This is a genomic window from Marinobacter sp. THAF197a (genome assembly GCF_009363275.1).
Classification (GTDB): domain Bacteria; phylum Pseudomonadota; class Gammaproteobacteria; order Pseudomonadales; family Oleiphilaceae; genus Marinobacter.
The window spans coordinates 2390571-2409856 of sequence record NZ_CP045324.1; the positions used below are offsets into that span (position 1 = coordinate 2390571).

Sequence of the window (19286 nt, forward strand, 5' to 3'; positions counted from 1 at the left end):
ATCAGCCCCGCTCCTTCGCAAATTCCGCCATATAGTCAATCAACGCATCCACGCCCTCTTCCGGCATGGCGTTGTAGATACTGGCGCGCATACCACCCACAGAGCGATGCCCCTGCAAGTTGAGCAACCGGCGCGCTTCTGCACCCTTAAGGAACTCACCATTAAGAGCATCGTCCGCCAGGGTAAACGGTATATTCATCCAGGAACGGAAGCGCGGCTCAATGGGGTTGGCGTAGAAATCGTTGGTGTCGATGAAGTCATACAACTTCCGGGCTTTACGGGCGTTGATTTCGCCCATGGCTTTGACGCCGCCCTGCTCTTTCAGCCATTTGAACACCAGGCCAGACAGATACCAGGAATAGGTGGCCGGGGTGTTGTACATGGAGCCGTTATCCGCGATGACCTGATAGTTCATCATGGTCGGCGTTTCCTTGCGAGCCTTACCCAGCAGGTCCTTGCGGATAATCACCACCACCAGGCCAGACGGCCCGATGTTCTTCTGGGCGCCGGCGTAAATCAGCCCGAACTTGTTGATTTCCAGCGGGCGCGACAGCATGGTGGACGACATATCCGCCACCAGCGGCACACTGCCGCTGTCCGGAATGAAGTCGTATTCCAGGCCACCGATGGTTTCATTTGGGGTGTAGTGCAGGTAAGCGGCATCGGCACTGGTGTTCCAGGTTGACTGATCCGGAATGGTGGTAAACCCGCCATCCTCAGAGCTGGCCACCACATTCACGCTACCGTAGCGCTTGGCCTCGGCAATGGCCTTTTTGGACCAGATACCGGTGTTCACATAATCGGCCGACGACTTGTCACCAAGCAGGTTTAGCGGGATGGCGGAAAACTGACTGGAAGCTCCACCCTGCATGAAGAGTACGGCGTAATCATTTGAAATGCCTGCAAGTTCCCGAAGGTCCTTTTCAGCCGCATCGGCAATGGCCACAAACTCGTCACTACGATGGCTCATTTCCATAACCGACATACCGGTGCCACGCCAATCCAGCATCTCGTCACGAGCCTGCTTCAGCACGGCTTCCGGCAAGGTGGCCGGACCGGCACAGAAATTAAACGCCCTGCTCATTCTTCGGTTTCCTCGCCTTCTACTTCGACGTCGTCGTCATCAGACTCTGCAATACGCTCCACACCCACCAGGCGCTCATCCTCCTGAGACAGGCGAATCAGGCGCACACCCTGGGTATTCCGGCTAAGCACGGAAACCTCGTCGGTACGGGTACGCACCAGGGTGCCCTTGTCGGAGATCAGCATCATCTCGTCGCCTTCAAACAGCTGAAGCGCCGTTACCAGATTACCGTTACGCTCGGAGCACTGCATGGCGATAACGCCCTGGCTGCCACGGCTGTAAGCCGGGAACTCATCAATCGCGGTACGCTTGCCGTAGCCGTGCTCACTGGCAGTAAGAATCACACCGCCTTCCTGCGGGATAATCAGGGACACCACATGGTGGCCTTCCGGCATCTTGATACCACGTACACCACGGGCGGTCCGGCTCATCGGGCGTACCTGCTCCTCCTGGAAGCGAACGGCTTTGCCCGCAGTGGAAAACAGCATCACTTCGGCGGAACCATCGGTAATGGCCGCGCCAATCAGGGTATCGCCTTCGTCCAGATTCAAAGCAATCAGACCACTGCTGCGCGGACGGGAGAAGTTAGGCAGCGGGGTTTTCTTGACCACACCGGCAGAGGTGGCCATCAATACAAACTGGTCTTCCGGGTAATCCCGCACCGGCAGGAAAGTGGTAATACGCTCACCTTCTTCCAGGGGCAGAATGTTGACCATCGGCCGACCACGGGAACCACGGCTGCCACGGGGAATCTCGAACACCCGCAACCAGTACACCTTGCCACGGTTGGAGAAACACAGAATGGTGTCATGGGAGTTGGCCACCAGCAGCTTCTCGATGAAGTCTTCGTCTTTCATCGATGTGGCCGCCTTACCACGGCCGCCACGGCGCTGGGCCTGGTAGTCTTCCACGGCCTGGGTCTTGGCATAACCGCTGTGGGAAATCGTCACCACCAGGTCTTCTTCATCGATCAGGTCAGCAATCGTCAGGTCGCGCTGCGAACTGGTGATCTCGGTGCGGCGCTCGTCACCGAACTCGGCAACCACGGCTTGCAGCTCCTCACGGATGACCTGCATCAGGCGGTCCGGATCCGCCAGAATTTCCAGCAGGCCGGCGATCTTCTCAAGAATATCCTTGTACTCGTTCTGGAGCTTTTCGGTTTCCAGACCGGTCAGGCGGTGCAGACGCATATCCAGAATCGCCTGGGTCTGCTCCGGAGACAGGTAATACAGGCCATCACGCAGGCCGTAGATCTCCGGCAGATCGTCCGGGCGGCAGGCGTCTTCACCGGCACGCTCCAGCATGGCCAGAACATCACCCGGCACCCAGCCCTTGGACATCAGCTTTTCTTTGGCTTCCACGGAGCTCGGTGATGCTTTGATCAGCTCGATCATTTCATCGATGTTGGCCAGAGCAACCGTCAGACCTTCCAGGATATGGCCGCGTTCGCGGGCCTTGCGCAGCTCATAGATGGTCCGGCGCGTCACCACTTCACGGCGGTGGCGAACGAACGCATCGAGCATTTCCTTCAGGTTCAGAATCTTCGGCTCGCCGTTAATCAGCGCCACCATGTTAATACCGAACACGGTTTGCAGCTGAGTGTGGGCGAACAGGTTGTTCACGATCACTTCGGGGTTTTCACCACGGCGAAGCTCGATCACCACCCGGATGCCTTCCTTGTTGGATTCATCACGCAGCTCGGTGATGCCTTCCAGGCGCTTCTCTTTAACCAGTTCAGCAATCTTTTCGATCAACCGTGCCTTGTTCAGCTGGTACGGCAGTTCGGTGATGATGATGGCGTCGCGATTGGTTTTCTTGTCGTGCTCAATCTCGTGGCGGGCGCGGATGTAAATACGGCCGCGGCCAGTGCGGTAAGCTTCAACAATGCCGGCCCGGCCATTGATAATGCCCTGGGTCGGGAAATCCGGGCCGGGAATAAACTCCATCAACTCGTCAATGGACAGGTCCGGGTTATCAATCAGCGCCAGACAACCATTGACCACTTCCGTCAGGTTGTGGGGCGGAATGTTGGTCGCCATACCCACGGCAATACCGGAAGAACCATTTACCAGCAGGTTCGGTACACGGGTAGGCAGGACTTCCGGAATACGCTCGGTGCCGTCGTAGTTGTCGACGAAATCCACGGTTTCCTTGTCCAGGTCCGCCAGCAGCGAATGGGCAATTTTCTCCATGCGGATTTCGGTGTAACGCATGGCGGCAGCGTTGTCGCCGTCGATGGACCCGAAGTTACCCTGGCCATCCACCAGCGGGTAGCGCAAGGAGAACGGCTGGGCCATACGAACAATGGTGTCGTAGACGGCAGAGTCACCGTGGGGGTGGTATTTACCGATAACGTCACCCACCACACGGGCGGATTTCTTGTATGCCTTGTTCCAGTCGTTACCCAACTCGGACATGGCGAACAGTACCCGACGGTGCACAGGCTTGAGGCCATCACGCACATCTGGCAGAGCCCGGCCGACGATAACGCTCATGGCGTAATCGAGGTAGGACTGCTTCAATTCGTCTTCAATATTGACCGGCAGGATCTCTTTGGCTAACTCACCCATCGAGAAAGGTTCCTTTGCGTTATCTGGAAGTCGTACCGGGGCCGTTTCCGGGCCCCGTCTTTATTCTTCAACAAGCCGCCAAGCATACCACAGTCCAGTGCCCCGAGGGGCGACTGTGGCACAGCCTTAATCGAACACTACGGTCTTGTTTTCGTAGGTAATCACACGGTCTTCGATGTGAGACCGAAGACCACGGGCCAGCACGTTCTTTTCAACGTCTTTGCCCAGGCGAACCATGTCTTCAATGGAATCGCTGTGGCTGATGCGAATCACGTCCTGCTCAATGATCGGACCTTCGTCCAGGTCCTGGGTCACGTAGTGGCAGGTGGCCCCGATAAGCTTCACACCCCGGCTGTAGGCCTGGTGATACGGGCGGGCCCCGGCAAACGACGGCAGGAAGCTGTGGTGAATGTTGATCACCTTGCCAGCGTACTTTTCGCAAAGCTCAGCCGGCAGAATCTGCATGTAACGGGCCAGCACCACCACGTCGGCATCGTACTTCTGGAAAAGCTCTTCAATGTGAGCAAAAGCCTCTGCCTTGTTTTCCTTGCTGACCGGTATATGGTGATAGGGAATATCGTGCCACTCCACCATCCGGCGCAGGTCATCGTGGTTGGAAATAACCGCCACCATTTCGGCGTTCAGTTCCTTGCTGTGCCAGCGGTGCAGAAGGTCCGCCAGACAGTGCGATTCCTTGCTGCACATCAGGATGACACGTTTGGGCCGGGCGGAATCAGCGATGTGCCAGCGCATGTTGAATTCGCGGGCAATCGGTTCGAACGCGGCGCGGAACTGATCAAGCCCGAAGGGAATCGACTCAGCCTTGATCTCGTGACGCATGAAGAACCAGCCAGACTGGGTGTCTGAATGGTGGCTCGCCTCGGTAATCCAGCCGTTGTAGGTGGACAGAAAATTACTCACCTTGGCAACAATCCCTACCCGGTCCGGGCAGGAAATAACAAGACGATAGGTATGCTCCATTAAGCCTTTCCTTAACTTGAATCCGGGAAAGCGGGTGCGCCGGAAAACCACAGACATCCGCCTGCGGTGGCGTGCCTGGGCGCACCGGTAAAAATGACCGGCTATGATAGCCTATCTGGCAGCCAGAAACGAGGAATCCGATGACAGACAGAGTGATCCACAGCCCCCGGCCAAGAATTCCACTGAGGCGCCTGTGGGGCCTGACAGCCGCACTGATAGCGTTACTGGCACTGAATGCCGCCCACGCCAGCAATCAGGCCATCCTTGAGGGCGAGCGATTCCACCCGGTTCAGGCCACCCAGGGCATGGTAGCCACCAGCCACACCCTGGCCAGCGAGGTGGCCCTGCAGGTTCTCAAAGACGGTGGCAACGCCATTGATGCAGCAGTCGTCGCAGGTTTTGCACTGGCGGTCACCCAGCCTCGCTCCGGCAACATCGGTGGTGGCGGCTTTCTGCTGTATGCGCCCGGTGACGGCAGCGCGCCAGAAGCCATCGACTACCGGGAAACCGCCCCGGCCGGCGCCAGCGAAACCATGTTCCAGGATGACGATGGCAACGTCGTCAGCCAGCGCAGCCGGTTCAGTCACCAGGCCGCCGGCGTGCCCGGCACCGTCGCTGGCCTGGCCCTCGCGCTGGAACGGCACGGCACTCTGTCGTTAAGGGAAGCCCTGGCCCCGGCCATCCGGCTCGCTCAGGAGGGCTTCGTGGTTCCCCATCGTTTCACCGAAGGCCTGGAACAAGCCAGAGAACGCCTGCAACGCTGGCCCGCTACCAAGGCGACCTTTTATAAGGAGGACGGTTCGGCACCGCAACCGGGGGAAGTCTTCAAGCAACCTGACCTCGCCGACACCCTTAAGCGCATTGCAGAGCATGGCCCAGAGGGTTTTTACCAGGGGAAGACCGCCCAGTTGATTGTCGAGGAGATGCAACGCCACGACGGCCTGATCACCCTGGATGACCTCAAAGCCTATCGGCCCGCCGTCCGGCAACCGGTGCATGGCCAATACCGTGGATACGACATCTACTCCATGTCGCCACCCTCCTCCGGCGGCACCCATATCATCCAGATCCTCAACATCCTTGAGGGCTTCCCCATTACCGAGATGGGCCACAATTCCGCCGCGACCATTCATCACATGGCCGAGGCCATGAAACTGGCCTATGCCGACCGGGCTGAATACCTGGGCGATACCGATTTCGTGGAGGTTCCGCTGCGCGGGCTGACCAGCAGGGCCTATGCAGCAGAGTTGCGAAAAGGCATCAACCCGGCCAAAGCACGGCCCGCCAGCGACATCAAACCCGGCCAGCCGGCTGCCTATGAAAGCCCCGAGACTACTCATTTTTCCGTGGTGGACCGCTGGGGCAATGCGGTATCCAACACCTACACCATCAACTTCAGCTATGGTTCCGGCATTACCGTGGCGGGCGCTGGCTTCCTGCTAAATAACGAAATGGATGATTTCAGCGCCAAGCCGGGTGAGCCCAATGCTTACGGCCTGATCGGCGGCGAGGCCAACAAGATCCAACCGGGCAAACGCATGCTCAGTTCCATGTCCCCGACCGTGGTGCGCAAAGACAACCGCAACTTCCTGGTAACCGGAAGCCCTGGCGGCTCCCGCATTATCACCACTACCCTGCAGGTTCTGATGAATGTGATAGACCACAACATGAACATCCAGACCGCCGTTGCCGCGCCCCGCATCCACCATCAGTGGCTGCCCGACGAAATCCGCATGGAACAGGGCATCAGCCCGGACACCGTGCGCCTGCTGGAGGCCAAAGGCCATGAGGTCACCACCAGCACCGCCATGGGCGCTATCCAGAGTATTATGATTGGAGAAGACGGCACCCTCTACGGCGGTGCCGATCCACGCCGGAGCACGTCATCGGCGATGGGCTTTTAACCGGGCGGGAATTGACCCGCCTCAGACTGTTTGGGAGGCAAATCATGTATCTTTCTGTACAGCTGAGCTGTTATCCGCTTAAAGACGATTACAAGCAACCGATCTGGGATCTGATTGATCGCCTGAAACAAACCGGCCTGGAAGTCTATCCCGGGCGTATGAGCACCGAAATTTTCGGCGACTATGATGAAGTAATGACTGTGCTGTCCGATACCATGAAGTGGTCTTTCGAAACCTACGGAAAATCGGTGTTCGTGGCCAAGATCATGGAGGGCGACCGGAGGCCAAGATGACCCATCCGAATGAACCAGGCAAACCCGATAACAACGACAAGCCTCAACCAGCCATACCGAACCAGTATTCATTCCTGTGGCTGAGCGCCGCCTTTTTCCTGATGTTTTTGTGGCTACAGGACACCGGTCGCCCGCAGCAGCAGGAACTGGCCTATTCCGAGTTTAAAGGAGCGGTACTGAACGGGCAGGTGCAGGAAGTCACCCTGCGCAACGAAGAAATCCGTGGCCGGTTTACCGAGGCCGGTGCCGCCCGGTTCAGTTCCGATACCGGGCGCAGCACAGAGAATTTCCTGACGTTACGGCCACCGGTCGACGATCCGGATTTGCTGTCATTGCTGGAGCGGCAAGAGGTTGTCATTCGTGGCGCGCCTTCAGGCCGGCCCTGGTGGCAGGACCTGATTCTTGGCTTTTTGCCCTGGATACTGTTGCTGGCGCTGATGTTCTGGTTCTGGGGCGCCGCACAAAAACGCATGACCCAAGGTGGCGGACCATTCGACTACGCCAAATCCCGAGCCCGCCGGGCCCGCAAGGAAACCTCAAGCACCACCCTGGACGACGTGGCAGGCATAGAATCCGCGAAGCGCGACATCGCGGAGATCATCGACTTCCTGAAGTCGCCCGAAAAATACCGGCGCCTCGGGGCAGTGATGCCCAAGGGTGTGCTGCTGGTGGGGCCACCGGGAACCGGCAAAACCCTGTTGGCGAGAGCCATTGCCGGGGAGGCAGAAGTACCCTTCTTCAGCATCAGCGCCTCGGAGTTTATTGAAATGTTCGTGGGCGTAGGCGCCGCACGGGTTCGGGACATGTTCCAGAATGCCCGCAAGGAAGCACCCGCACTGATCTTCATCGACGAGCTTGATGCCATTGGCCGCTCCCGGGGCGCAGGCCTGGGCGGCGGACACGATGAGCGGGAACAAACCCTGAACCAGATCCTGACCGAGATGGACGGCTTCGAAGCCCACGAGAATGTTCTGGTACTGGCCGCCACCAACCGCCCGGACGTTCTGGACAGCGCCCTGCTCCGCCCCGGCCGTTTTGACCGCAAGATTACCCTGGATCGCCCACACAAAGAGGCCCGGGAAGCCATCCTCAAAGTGCACGTGCGCAAAGTGCCATTAGCCGCCGATGTGGACCTTGCGCAGTTATCGGCCCGCACCACGGGTTTCTCGGGCGCAGACCTGAAAAACCTCGTCAACGAAGCGGCCCTGACCGCTGCCAGGGAAAATCTGGACGAGGTTAACGCCCACTGTTTTGAGCAGGCCCGGGACCGACTGATTCTTGGCGAGGAGCGGGATGCCCAGCTAACGCCGGAAGAACGGGAAGTGGTGGCCTACCACGAGTGCGGGCACGCCATCATGGCCTATTACATGCCCAAGGCCGACCCACTCACCAAGATCACCATCATCCCCCATGGCATGGCCATGGGCGTAACCGAACAAACGCCCCGGGAAGACAAATACAATTACACTGAAAGCTACCTGCGGGATCGCATCAAAGTCATGCTGGGCGGCCGCTCCGCCGAGAAGATCATCTATGGCGAAGTCAGCACCGGTGCCCAGAACGATCTTAAAGAAGCCACCAAGCTGCTGCGCCGAATGATCGGCCAGTGGGGCATGAGTGAGAAAGTGGGCCCGCTGGGACTGGGTATTGGTGAGGAGCATGTATTCCTGGGGCGGGAGATGGGTGCCCCCCGGGAGTACAGTGAAAAGCTGGCCGACCTGATCGATTCGGAAATCCAGTCGCAACTCATGGACCTGGAATCCTACACCGTCAACTTCCTCAAGGAACACCGCAAGGAGTTGGACGCCTTGGCCAAGGCGGTGATGAAACACGAAACCCTGTCCACCGAGGAAATCACTGAGGTGTTGAGCAAAGCCGGCGACCGGAAAATTGCCTGATTCTCCGAAGGCTTCAGGGTGTTACCGTCACCGGCAGGTTCATTTCAATCAGCAGGGTATCCGCACCCTGCTCACGGAACAGGCTGCACTGCCGGCTAAGCACCAGTTGCGAGGCGCCCTCCTCCCTGATCACCCGTGCAACAGCTCCGGCACTGGCCATGGGCAAGAAACTGACCCGGGCGGTAATACCCTCGCTTTCCATACAGGCCAGCAAATCCTCAGCGATACGCTCATCACGGCCGGTTTCGGTTCGCAGCAGGATCGTCAACGGCTGCCGGTTACGCCTTGCCAGCTCAGCGCCAACCCTGACAGCCCGATGGTTCGCCCCTTGATCGTGATTCAGCAACACCACAATGCGATTTCGGGACCGCATGGGCGGATCGGCCCACAACAACACATCCCCGAGTGCCTGGCTCACCAGAACCCTGGCCGTGGACCCAAGGCGAGAGCCCGGTATGCCAGACCAGCCCACGCGGCCTAACACAAGCAAATCCCCTGGCCGCGCCAGATTCAGTACTTCATCTGCCACACGGCCACGACACAAGGTTAGCGCCTGGGCAAGCCCCCGTTGCGCCATGGCACGCTCCAGCGATCTTCTCGCCTGCTCAGCCAGCGAGCGCATCCGGGCCTCAATAGCCGCAAGGTCCATTGGCCGGCTGACTCCGGAACTTCTGCCCACTTCCCTTGTGAACCCGTAGCCCGCGCTTCGCAACAGGTTCACCTCTTCCACGAACACCCCCAGCACTTCGGCTTTGCGCGCATGGGCAATGTCCGCCGCGGCTTCCAGAGCCGCCAAACTTAACCTTGAACCATCCAACAGAATCAGCACCCGGCCCACTGGCTCAACCGGTAGCTGTTGCTCAGCGGTCACCGTTCTTGCCTCCGCTGTCGTTATCCTGGGCGTCTTCCTTCTTTTGCCCTACCTTTGCATACTCAGCCAAACGATCAGCCACGCGACGGTTGAAGCTCCCTTCCGGATAACCACCCTCATCGTCAGGCGAGCCTGGCGCCATGCCGGTCATCAGCTCAATGGCCTGATCAATGTGGGTCATCGGATAAATGGCAAACACGCCCTCCCGAACCGCCGTGCGCACCTCTTCATTCAACATCAGGCGCTCAATGTTACTGGCGGGCAGCAACACGCCGTGGCCATTTACCCCACCGTTTTTCTTGCAGACATTGAAGAAACCCTCGATTTTCTCATTCACCCCTCCCACTGCCTGAACCTCACCGTGCTGGTTCATGGAGCCGGTCACCGCCAACGACTGTTTCAGCGCCACGCCGGTAATGGCAGACAACAGCACACAGGTTTCCGCTACCGAGGCAGAATCCCCTTCCACGCCACCGTAGGATTGCTCGAAGGCGAGGCTCGCAGACAGGGATAAATCCCCCATGGGCGCATAGCGGCCTGCCAGAAAGCGGGACAAGATCATTACCGCCTTACTGTGAATGGGCCCGCCAAGTTTCGCCTCACGCTCAATATCCACCACCTGGCCTTTGCCAGGCCGGGCGGTGGCCGTGATGCGGGTAGGCTGACCAAAACGGGTGGCACCTATCTGCAACACAGACAGGCCATTCACCTGCCCCGCCTGCTCACCGTCTGTGGCAATCATCACCACACCCCGGTAGATCTGCTCCAGGCTACGTTCCCGAATACGGCTGGCGCGAAACTCCCGCTCATCAATCGCCTGTTGAATATGCCCGATGCCGATGTGTTTGCTGTCGGCACGGGCAGCCCAGTGATTTGCCTCGCTGAGCAGGTCTTTCAAGACCCGGTCATGGGCGGTCAGTTTTTTCTGGTCACCAGCCAGGCGACTGGCATGCTCAATCAAACGCCCCACGGCGGGCTTGTCCATTGGCCGGGCCTTTACAGATTTGGCCATGGTGGCAAGCATTCTGGCGTAGAGCTGATAGCTCGCCCCGTCCCGGTCCAGATCATCCTCGAAATCTGCTTCAACCTTGAACAGGTCCAGGAAGTCCGGGTCGTAGTGTGCTAACAGGTAATACAGGGTCCGGTCGCCCACCAGCACCACTTTCACTTTCAGCGGGATCGGTTCAGGCTGCTGACTGACGGTAGTGGCAAGGCCATAGAGGCGCTCGAGGGATTCAATACGAATTTCATTGGAAAACAGAATACGCTTCAGGCTTTCCCAGGCCATGGGCTGGGTCAGAATGCGGCGGGCATCCAGGATCAGAAAACCGCCGTTGGCCCGATGCAGCGAACCGGCCCGGATCAATGTGAAGTCGGTGTACAGGTTACCCTGGTGAGCACGATGCTCAATCTGACCAGTCAGGTGCTGGTGATTGGGCAGGTCCTCATACACCACCGGGGCGCCCTGCGTTTCCGAATTATCCACCAACAGGTTCACCCGGTAACGATTGAGCAACCCGGCAGGGGCGCCGTTCTCACTATCCTGGAAGGCTTCCGCGTGCTCTACCACGTCTTCCCGAACCGCATCCAGGTAGGCAACCACCTCCGACAGGTGCGACCACTTCTCGCGCAATTCGCCAATGGGGCCGCCCAGGGTCAGCTGAACCATCTCTTCGTTCAGAGCGTGGATACGCTCCCGCACTTCCTTGCGCAGCCGCGGCACTTGCTGGATAGCCTGCTGCAGTTTCTTCTGCAGGTCTTCAACCTTGGCCTCCACCAGCGCCTTCTCATCATCAGAGAAGGTCTTGTATTCCTCCGGCTCAATCACTTCGCCGTTACGCATGGGCGCAAAGGTAAAGCCGGCGGGGGTTGTCAGCATGGCTATATTGTTCGCGTTGGCCTCTTCCTGGATGGCGAACAGGCCCTTCTGCTGACGACGAGTCACCTCTTCCTGAAGCTCCTGAATGCGAGCCTGGTACTCCTCACTTTCAAAGGTAGCCGGAATGGCGGTTTTCAGCTCCGCTGCCAGGTCACTCATATCACGCTTGAATACCCTGCCTTCACCCGGCGGCAGCTCAATGGCCTTTGGTTTGTCGGATTGCTGAAAGTTGAACACGTGGCACCAGTCGGATGGCACCGGCTGGCCTTCGGCGTGCTTGTCGAGGAATTGCCTGACCAGTTCGTGCTTACCCGCTCCGGATGGCCCCAGCACAAACAGGTTAAAGCCACTGGCCTCCATGCTGGCGCCAAACTCCATCGCGCGCAGCAGGCGCTCCTGCCCAAAAGGAAGTTCCAGTTCTTCCAGCGTTGCCGTTGTCTCAAAGTTCAACTTGTCCAACGGGCAACGGTGATAAATCTGGTCTTCGGTTAACGCTGCAGGTAGCGCCATTGTTCCTCCTTATTTTTCACCGTCCAGCTTGTCCTGAGTACGCAAATCAAAGTCACTGGCATCATGCCGCTCGTGCAGCTGGGAAGACGGCTCACCCCAGGCCCGGTTTACCATGCGGCCACGTTGCACCGCGGGGCGCTTGGCCAGCTCATCTGTCCAACGCAAAATGTTCTTGTAGGTGTGGGCTTCCAGGAACTCCGCCGCCTCGTACACCGTGTTCTTCACCAGCGAACCATACCAGGGCCAGATTGCCATATCGGCAATGGTGTATTCGTCACCGGCGATGTACTGGTTGTCCGCCAACTGGCGATCCAGCACATCCAGTTGCCGCTTCACCTCCATGGTGTAACGGTTGATCGGGTACTCGTATTTTTCCGGGGCATAGGCATAAAAATGCCCGAAACCACCACCCAGGATCGGTGCACTGGCCATCTGCCAGAATAGCCAGTTCATCGTCTCTGTGCGCCGGGCCCGGTCGGTTGGTAAAAAGGCACCGAACTTTTCCGCCAGATAGACAAGAATAGATCCGGATTCAAACACCCGCACGGCCGGGTTCTCGCTGCGGTCCAGCAACGCCGGAATCTTGGAGTTCGGGTTTACCTCAACAAACCCGCTGCTGAACTGATCTCCTTCCATGATGTTGATCAGCCAGGCATCGTACTCTGCCTCCTTGATACCCTTCTCCAGCAACTCCTCAAACATCACCGTCGCTTTTACGCCATTGGGCGTGGCCAGGGAATACAGCTGGAATGGATGCTCCCCCACCGGCAACGCTTTGTCGTGGGTAGGCCCGGCAACGGGACGATTAATGTTGGCAAACCTGCCTCCGTTACTGCTGTCCCATTTCCAGACCTTTGGAGGCGTATAGGTTGAATCACTCATGTTTGGTCTCCGATTGACGGCGAGTAAGCTATTTACCGACTTTACCTGATTGCCCCGGCCGTTAGCACCCGTGTTCGCATTGAGAATGCGCCGGATCAAATCCGGGAGATTCCAACAGGCTATACTGGTCGTGATCTGTTGTTTACGAAGGGAGTCGTATTATGGCTGCATCCGCGCTATCAGGCGCTCCGGTATTTCACACCCGCGGCCTCACCAAAACCTACCAGCAGGGCGAAGTGCAGGTGCACGCCCTGCGCGGAGTGGATCTCGACCTTTACGCCGGTGAACTGGTGGTGATGCTGGGTGCCTCCGGCTCTGGCAAATCCACTCTGCTGAACATTCTCGGCGGCCTGGATGTGCCGACCAGCGGTGAAGTCAGGTATCTGGATACCGACCTTGCCCGGGCCACCGATAAGGAACTCACCCGCTACCGCCGGGATTACGTAGGCTTCGTGTTCCAGTTCTACAACCTGATCCCCAGCCTGACCGCCCGGGAGAACGTCGTCGCCGTTACCGAAATCGCCCGTAACCCCATGGAGCCGGACCTGGCGCTGGAACTGGTTGGGCTGGCCAACCGGGCCGATCATTTCCCGGCCCAGTTGTCTGGCGGCGAACAACAACGGGTTGCTATTGCCCGGGCCATCGCCAAGCAGCCCAACGTGTTGCTGTGCGATGAGCCCACAGGCGCCCTCGATTCCGCTACAGGTGTTCTGGTACTCGAGGCTCTGGAGAAAGCCAACCGGGAAACCGGCACCACCACGGTAATCATCACCCACAACGCCTCTATTGCCCTGATGGCAGACCGGGTGATCACCCTCTCAGATGGTCTGATCAGCGGTGAGCAGCGCAATGCCCACCGGCAAGACCCGAAAACCCTGAGCTGGTAGCGCCATGGTTCCCTTTGGTACCAGCATCCTCCACACCAAGCTGCGCCGCGAAATCTGGCAGATGCGCGGCCAGATGCTGGCCATCGCCCTGGTGATTGCCGGCGGCATCGCGGTTTGCCTGTTGTCGTTGGTGAATTACGCATCGCTCAGTGCCACCCGGGACCAGTATTACCAGGAACACCAGTTTGCCGACGTCTTCGTAAACCTCAAACGAGCGCCCAAACAGGTGCTGGCGCAGGTTGCCGACATCCCCGGTGTTACACGCCTGAGCGCACGGGTGGAAGGCGTAGCCAAACTCGACGTGGCCGGTTTTCAAGACCCGGTATCCGCACGGCTGGTTTCAGTGCCTGCCACCGGTCAACCCGCCGTCAATCAGCTCTACCTGCGCCAAGGACGGTTGCCGGATGCCAGCCGCACCGACGAAGCGGCGATTATCGGGAGCTTTGCCGATGCCCACGACTTGCAACTGGACGATCGGATAACCGGCATTATCAACGGCCGACAACAACAGCTGACCATCGTGGGCATCGCGGAATCACCGGAATTCATCTATGTCATTCCACCCGGTGGGATGTTGCCGGACTACGAGCGATACGGAGTTATCTGGATGCCCGAGGAGGCACTGGCCTCCGCCATGGACATGCGTGGAGCCTTCAACAGCCTGGTTCTGCAAACAGCCCCTGATCACCCGGTTGAGGATGTGATCGACCGCCTGGATCGGTTACTGAACCGCTACGGCAGTGCCGGTGCCTTCAGCCGTGAAGACCAATTCTCTCATCGTTTTCTGAGTGATGAGCTTGAGCAGCTCAAAGCCATGGCCACTATCTTCCCTGCTATTTTCCTGGGCGTTGCCATGTTCCTGCTGAACGTGGTGGTCAGCCGGTTGATCAGCACTCAACGAGAAATCATCGCGGTGCTCAAGGCCTTTGGCTACAGCAACCGGCAGATTGGCTGGCACTACAGCCAGCTGGTACTCGTTATTGCCTTGATCGGATTGGTTATCGGCACATTGGCGGGGCTTTGGCTCGGCCGGGCGTTGGGTGAACTCTATATGGAGTTTTACCGCTTCCCCGAACTGCTGTTCCGAATCAACCCGTTGTGGGTTTTGCTGCTCGCCGGCATCAGCCTGGGCGTCGCCTGGCTTGGTGGATGGCGCGCTATTCGCGCGGCTGCCATGCTGCCTCCAGCCCAGGCCATGCAGCCGGAAGGCCCGGCCCGCTTTCAAATCAGCGCACCGGAACGCCTGCTGGGCTGGGTCCGGTTCACTCAGCCGTCTCGCATGATCGTTCGGCACCTGTCACGGCGGCCCGGCCGAACCCTGCTTTCGATCACCGGCATTGCCATGGCCACTGCAATCGTGGTGGTGGGTAACTTTCAGTTCAGTTCCGTCTCGCTGATGGTGCACACCCAGTTTGCCAAGGTTCAGAAACAGGACCTCACCGTCAGCCTGACAGACCCGGTAAGACAGTCAGCTATGTACGGCTTAGCACGGCTTCCCGGCATCTGGTACACCGAAGGCCGTCGGGTTACGGCGGTAGAGCTGATTAACGGCCACCGGCGCTGGCGAACCGGGCTGACGGGCATCCCTGACGACGCCAAACTGCAATTTGTGGTCGACCACCAGCTTCAGAACGTCAACATCCCCCAGGCCGGCATACTGCTGACCGATTTCCTGGCAGACTCCCTGGGCCTGCGCCCGGGTGACACCGTCACCGTGCGTGTACTGGAAGGCCAACGCCCTACCCTCAAGCTGCCTGTTTCCGGTGTCACCAGCGAATTTCTCGGCGTGGGTGCCTATATGAACCTGGACGCCATGAACCGGACGTTAAGGGAAGGCCCCGTCATCAACCAGATACTGATGAACCTGGACCCAGACCTCACCGAAACGGTTTACCAGGAACTGCGCGATACACCCAAAGTGATGGCCCTTAATCTACGCCAGGCCATGCTCGACAGCTTCTTTGAAACCCTGGCCAAAACCTTCCTGACCTATACCTTCATTATCAGCTTGCTGGGCGGCATCATCGCGTTTGGCGTGATCTACAACACCGCCCGAATCTCACTGGCAGAGCGAGCGCGAGATCTGGCCAGCCTGCGTGTGCTGGGATATAGCCATAACGAAGTGTCCCACATACTGTTGGGGGAGCTTGCGGTATTGTTGATCGTGGGCATACCACTGGGCTGGGCCATCGGCACTGGGCTTGGCCAGCTCGTGGTAACAGCCATGCAAACCGAATTATACCGGGTGCCACTGATCATCACCGGTAAAACCCTGGCACTGGCAGCCAACGTAGTGATCGCCTCTGCCGTGATCTCCGGCTTCATCACCTGGCGCAGGCTCCGTAAACTGGACCTTGTGGCCGTACTGAAAACCCGTGAATAAACTCAACTTGCAGGGAACACCCCATGGCCGTGCGTAACCACATCACCGGCAAAAGACTTTTCTGGTCACTGATGGCAGCACTGATCGTGGTGACTTTCGCGTTTATCCTGAGGCCAGAGCCGGTTTGGGTGGATCTGTCTACCGCGCAACGGGGGCCGCTGGAGGTCACTGTGCTGGAAGAAGGAAAAACCCGGGTGAAAGACCGCTACCTGGTCTCTTCTCCGGTAACCGGCTTTGTGCACCGGCTTGAACTGGACGTGGGTGACACCGTTATCCCCGGCGAGTTACTCACCCTGATAGACCCCATGCCCGCCAGCATCCTGGATGCCCGCAGCCGCGCCGAAGCAGAAGCCAGGGTGGCTGCCGCCCGCTCCGCGCTCCAATCCATCCGCCAGAAGGCCGCCGCGGCCGAGGCCGACGCAGACTTCAGCCAACAGGAATACCAGCGATTACTGGCACTGAAGCCCTCCAGCTTCGTTTCCGACGAACAGCTACAACAGGCTCGAACCACCGCCGCCCGTGCCCAGGCTATTTTGCGCTCTGCCAGGTTTGATGAAGAAGTGGCCAGCCACGAACTGGCGGCTGCCCAAACCCGGCTGCAGGTGTCCAGCGCCGCCAACGGAGGCAAACCGGCCGAACGCGTTGCCGTGCGCTCGCCCATTCACGGTGCGGTACTCGGGCTGGTCAGAAAAAGTGAAGGCATTGTCCAGGCCGGAGAACCATTGCTGGAATTGGGCGATCCGGGCACCCTGGAAGTGGTGGTAGACGTTCTGAGTTTCGATGCGGTGAAACTGGAGCCCGGGCTGGCCACCCGCCTTACGGGCTGGGGTGGCCCCACCCTCGATGCCGTAATCCGGCGAGTAGAGCCGGTCGGCTTCCAGGATGTCTCGGCGCTTGGCGTTGAGGAACAACGGGTAAAAGTCATTGCGGATATGCTCAGCCCCCACGAGCACTGGCAACTGCTGGGCGATGGCTACCGCGTGGATGCTGAATTCATCCTTTGGCAAGCGGAGGACACCCTGCAAGTCCCCGCCTCCGCCCTGTTCCGCCATAACAACGGGTACGCGGTATTCAAGGTGACCGGAGACCGCGCCAACATCCAGCCCGTGGAGACAGGCCCAGGTAACGGACTAAGCACCGTCATCCTGTCGGGGCTCAATGAAGGCGACCGCGTTGTGCGGCATCCGGGGCGTGGCCTGGATGACGGGGATCGAATCCGGGTTCGTTGAGCCGCTCAGAGGCCAATCAACCCTCCCCGATCACCGCCTCACGCTCCCGCTTGTACTCTTCGTATGTCTTACTGGAACGCTCTATACATTCCTCATATTGGGCAGGCGGGGCACTGTTACATTCCTGGCGATTATTGTGCTGTATATTGTCATACACAGCCTTGCTGCTGCACCCAGTCGTCACAACAAAGACGGCAGAAACAAGCCAGATTTTCCTCACGATGTATTGCTCCTTCTCTGCATAGCGCGCGGCGGAAAGCCGTCACCGCGCTGCCATTCGTTGGCATCTATGTTTTTCTAGCAACTAAGAATATCGATTCATGACTGGTTTGCCACTCTCGTTCAATAGTAAAACCTGATTTCAGTAGCTTGGAAGTAAGCTGACTCCTGGTAAGTCGGCTGACATAAGGAGCCAGACCAAACAACTGCATGCCAGAGATCAACAACCGATAAGCCAAGTTGATTTCTGCTATTAGCGATGTGCTGGAAACAAAAACACCACCTTCTTTCAGAAGTCGACGAATGTTAATAATGGCACCATCAACATCCTCCAAAAGATGCAACACATTAAGCCCCAAAACAGCGTCGAAGCTTTCATCCTGAAATTCGAGGGTGTCTAGAGTGCCTTGCTGAAACGTTACATTTTCAGCACCCGCCTCGACGGCCTTTCGCCGGGCCGCCTCTATCATCTTGTCGGATATATCCGTCGCGACGACGTGTTTCACATACGCGGAATGCCAAATAGCGGTGGCGCCACTGCCGCATCCGAACTCGAGTACCTTCCAGTCCGATTTCAGGAACGCTTGAGTAATGGCCAACTTCTGCTGATACGTAGCTTCATCTTTGATAGGGCTTTTTATGTATTTCTCTGCACAGTTGTCCCAAAATTTCTTTGAATCTTTCATGACGCTTGTACCCCAGTCGCGATCCGGCCCATATGACATGCTAAGTGTTTACGTATCGCAACCAACGTAAATTTCACGACCATGTATTTCGCCGAACCAAAAAGGTTCGTGGTCCTCAGGACCAAAGAATTGAATCAGGATGAAGTTCGGATTTTGGAAAACAACATCCTTTGGCTGTAACTCTTCGATTTCAGGATGCCTGTTCTCGGGGTACTGAGCTCTAGCTACTGATTTAATTCTGGAAACTGTGTTTTCAAGAAAGCCTGGTTGCTTGAGGGTTTGAGTGACGAACTGTGCCAAATCCTCTTTTGGCTTGGCGAGACCATCGTATGCAACGCTTATTGTTGTTCCGCTGAGCGTACCAATCCAATACTTCGAATCGGCATCCCAGTCTAAAGAACCGGCCCCTTCAATGGTGACTGTAGGTTCGGGCACTTCCTTTTTGCCGAACAGATTTTTAAAAAATTGCACTGTATTTCCTCAGTCACTTAACACCGTGGTAATTGGCGGCAACGGAGCGCAGCGGATTACTTGTCCGACCGAAGAACATTTTCAGGATTGATACTCCATGATCAGTTCAGGGTGACCAGTATGCTCGTCGACTTGCTCATCAAGGAAAATAAACCCATGTTTTTCATAGAAATTGAGACCAGGAACATTCTCTTTGTAAACGGAGAGCCGCAAGCTGTCTCGCCTATTTTTAGCGTCATCAAGCAATGCGGTTCCCATTCCCTTGCCCTGTAAATCTGGAGCCACAAAGATCGCAGCCAGAGTGTTTCCGTGTAGGCTATAGAATCCGTTAATCTTCTTCTCAAATTCCAGTACAAATGTCTCCGATGCAGGAATGTATACATCCCGCATCTCACTGACCTTTGACTCCCAAAATTGAGGTTCGATGAAATTATGAGCTTCGATCGAAGCAGTAAGCCAAATCGCTAAGACTTGATCAATATCGGCTTTCCTATACTCGCGAATCATCTGACTATTTCCTATTACTCACACCATCTGGC

The 19286-nt window shown here is 57.6% G+C and carries 15 protein-coding genes; 6 read left to right on the plus strand and 9 right to left on the minus strand.

Going from position 1 to position 19286, the window contains the following annotated elements:
• Position 1: 1 nt before the first annotated feature.
• The 3 genes from serC to purU all read right to left on the minus strand — a co-directional run bounded on the left by serC (position 2) and on the right by purU (position 4635).
• Positions 2–1084, minus strand: a complete 1083-nt coding sequence (gene serC, locus FIV08_RS11070) for a 3-phosphoserine/phosphohydroxythreonine transaminase (RefSeq protein ID WP_152438337.1) — start codon at positions 1082–1084, stop codon at positions 2–4.
• Entirely contained in the window at positions 1081–3654 is a 2574-nt protein-coding gene (gene gyrA, locus FIV08_RS11075; RefSeq protein ID WP_072677092.1) for a DNA gyrase subunit A, read from the minus strand. Before gyrA ends, serC begins: the two co-directional genes overlap by 4 nt.
• A gap of 126 nt (positions 3655–3780) precedes the next feature.
• A complete protein-coding gene (purU, locus tag FIV08_RS11080) occupies positions 3781–4635 on the minus strand; it encodes a formyltetrahydrofolate deformylase (RefSeq protein WP_058090533.1) in 855 nt (284 codons plus the stop codon).
• A gap of 140 nt (positions 4636–4775) precedes the next feature.
• Between purU and ggt the strand changes: the two genes are divergently transcribed.
• The 3 genes from ggt to ftsH are packed head-to-tail and all read left to right on the plus strand — an operon-like array spanning position 4776 to position 8730.
• Positions 4776–6539: a gamma-glutamyltransferase gene (ggt, locus tag FIV08_RS11085; protein WP_152438338.1), complete on the plus strand. Its 1764-nt coding sequence runs from the start codon at positions 4776–4778 to the stop codon at positions 6537–6539.
• A gap of 44 nt (positions 6540–6583) precedes the next feature.
• Positions 6584–6832 (plus strand): YkoF family thiamine/hydroxymethylpyrimidine-binding protein, encoded by a 249-nt coding sequence (locus FIV08_RS11090; RefSeq protein ID WP_061332734.1) that lies wholly within the window; start codon positions 6584–6586, stop codon positions 6830–6832.
• Positions 6829–8730, plus strand: coding sequence for an ATP-dependent zinc metalloprotease FtsH (gene ftsH / locus FIV08_RS11095; protein ID WP_152438339.1), 1902 nt, complete (start codon positions 6829–6831; stop codon positions 8728–8730). Before FIV08_RS11090 ends, ftsH begins: the two co-directional genes overlap by 4 nt.
• Before the next feature lie 13 nt (positions 8731–8743).
• On the opposite strand, the gene FIV08_RS11100 is transcribed toward ftsH, so the two are convergent.
• The 3 genes from FIV08_RS11100 to yghU are packed head-to-tail and all read right to left on the minus strand — an operon-like array spanning position 8744 to position 12872.
• Positions 8744–9601, minus strand: a complete 858-nt coding sequence (locus FIV08_RS11100; RefSeq protein WP_072677089.1) for a universal stress protein — start codon at positions 9599–9601, stop codon at positions 8744–8746.
• Positions 9591–11990, minus strand: a complete 2400-nt coding sequence (locus FIV08_RS11105; protein WP_152438340.1) for a Lon protease family protein — start codon at positions 11988–11990, stop codon at positions 9591–9593. Before FIV08_RS11105 ends, FIV08_RS11100 begins: the two co-directional genes overlap by 11 nt.
• Positions 11991–11999: 9 nt before the next feature.
• On the minus strand, positions 12000–12872 hold the full coding sequence (gene yghU, locus FIV08_RS11110) for a glutathione-dependent disulfide-bond oxidoreductase (protein ID WP_152438341.1): 873 nt from the start codon (positions 12870–12872) through the stop codon (positions 12000–12002).
• Between the two features lie 161 nt (positions 12873–13033).
• On the opposite strand from yghU, the gene FIV08_RS11115 reads away from it, so the two are divergent.
• From FIV08_RS11115 to FIV08_RS11125, 3 genes are read left to right on the plus strand one after another with little or no spacing between them, the layout of a single operon-like run.
• Complete coding sequence (locus FIV08_RS11115; RefSeq protein ID WP_152438342.1) at positions 13034–13759, plus strand: ABC transporter ATP-binding protein; 726 nt, start codon at positions 13034–13036, stop codon at positions 13757–13759.
• A gap of 4 nt (positions 13760–13763) precedes the next feature.
• Positions 13764–16142 (plus strand): ABC transporter permease, encoded by a 2379-nt coding sequence (locus FIV08_RS11120; RefSeq protein ID WP_152438343.1) that lies wholly within the window; start codon positions 13764–13766, stop codon positions 16140–16142.
• Between the two features lie 23 nt (positions 16143–16165).
• Positions 16166–17371 carry an efflux RND transporter periplasmic adaptor subunit gene (locus FIV08_RS11125; protein ID WP_152438344.1) on the plus strand — a complete coding sequence of 402 codons (1206 nt, stop codon included), beginning with the start codon at positions 16166–16168 and terminating at the stop codon, positions 17369–17371.
• A gap of 287 nt (positions 17372–17658) precedes the next feature.
• On the opposite strand, the gene FIV08_RS11135 is transcribed toward FIV08_RS11125, so the two are convergent.
• From FIV08_RS11135 to FIV08_RS11145, 3 genes are all read right to left on the minus strand, one after another.
• Positions 17659–18276, minus strand: coding sequence for a class I SAM-dependent methyltransferase (locus FIV08_RS11135; protein ID WP_152438345.1), 618 nt, complete (start codon positions 18274–18276; stop codon positions 17659–17661).
• A 48-nt stretch (positions 18277–18324) separates the two neighbouring features.
• Positions 18325–18747, minus strand: a complete 423-nt coding sequence (locus FIV08_RS11140) for a hypothetical protein (protein WP_152438346.1) — start codon at positions 18745–18747, stop codon at positions 18325–18327.
• Positions 18748–18828: 81 nt separating this feature from the next.
• A complete protein-coding gene (locus FIV08_RS11145; protein WP_152438347.1) occupies positions 18829–19254 on the minus strand; it encodes an N-acetyltransferase in 426 nt (141 codons plus the stop codon).
• Positions 19255–19286: the final 32 nt, after the last annotated feature.

Coding starts and splice junctions, on each gene's coding strand:
- serC (WP_152438337.1), bottom strand. CDS start 1,084: ATGAGCAGGGCGTTTAATTTCTGTGCCGGTCCGGCCACCTTGCCGGAA.
- gyrA (WP_072677092.1), bottom strand. CDS start 3,654: ATGGGTGAGTTAGCCAAAGAGATCCTGCCGGTCAATATTGAAGACGAA.
- purU (WP_058090533.1), bottom strand. CDS start 4,635: ATGGAGCATACCTATCGTCTTGTTATTTCCTGCCCGGACCGGGTAGGG.
- ggt (WP_152438338.1), top strand. CDS start 4,776: ATGACAGACAGAGTGATCCACAGCCCCCGGCCAAGAATTCCACTGAGG.
- FIV08_RS11090 (WP_061332734.1), top strand. CDS start 6,584: ATGTATCTTTCTGTACAGCTGAGCTGTTATCCGCTTAAAGACGATTAC.
- ftsH (WP_152438339.1), top strand. CDS start 6,829: ATGACCCATCCGAATGAACCAGGCAAACCCGATAACAACGACAAGCCT.
- FIV08_RS11105 (WP_152438340.1), bottom strand. CDS start 11,990: ATGGCGCTACCTGCAGCGTTAACCGAAGACCAGATTTATCACCGTTGC.
- yghU (WP_152438341.1), bottom strand. CDS start 12,872: ATGAGTGATTCAACCTATACGCCTCCAAAGGTCTGGAAATGGGACAGC.
- FIV08_RS11115 (WP_152438342.1), top strand. CDS start 13,034: ATGGCTGCATCCGCGCTATCAGGCGCTCCGGTATTTCACACCCGCGGC.
- FIV08_RS11120 (WP_152438343.1), top strand. CDS start 13,764: ATGGTTCCCTTTGGTACCAGCATCCTCCACACCAAGCTGCGCCGCGAA.
- FIV08_RS11125 (WP_152438344.1), top strand. CDS start 16,166: ATGGCCGTGCGTAACCACATCACCGGCAAAAGACTTTTCTGGTCACTG.
- FIV08_RS11135 (WP_152438345.1), bottom strand. CDS start 18,276: ATGAAAGATTCAAAGAAATTTTGGGACAACTGTGCAGAGAAATACATA.
- FIV08_RS11145 (WP_152438347.1), bottom strand. CDS start 19,254: ATGATTCGCGAGTATAGGAAAGCCGATATTGATCAAGTCTTAGCGATT.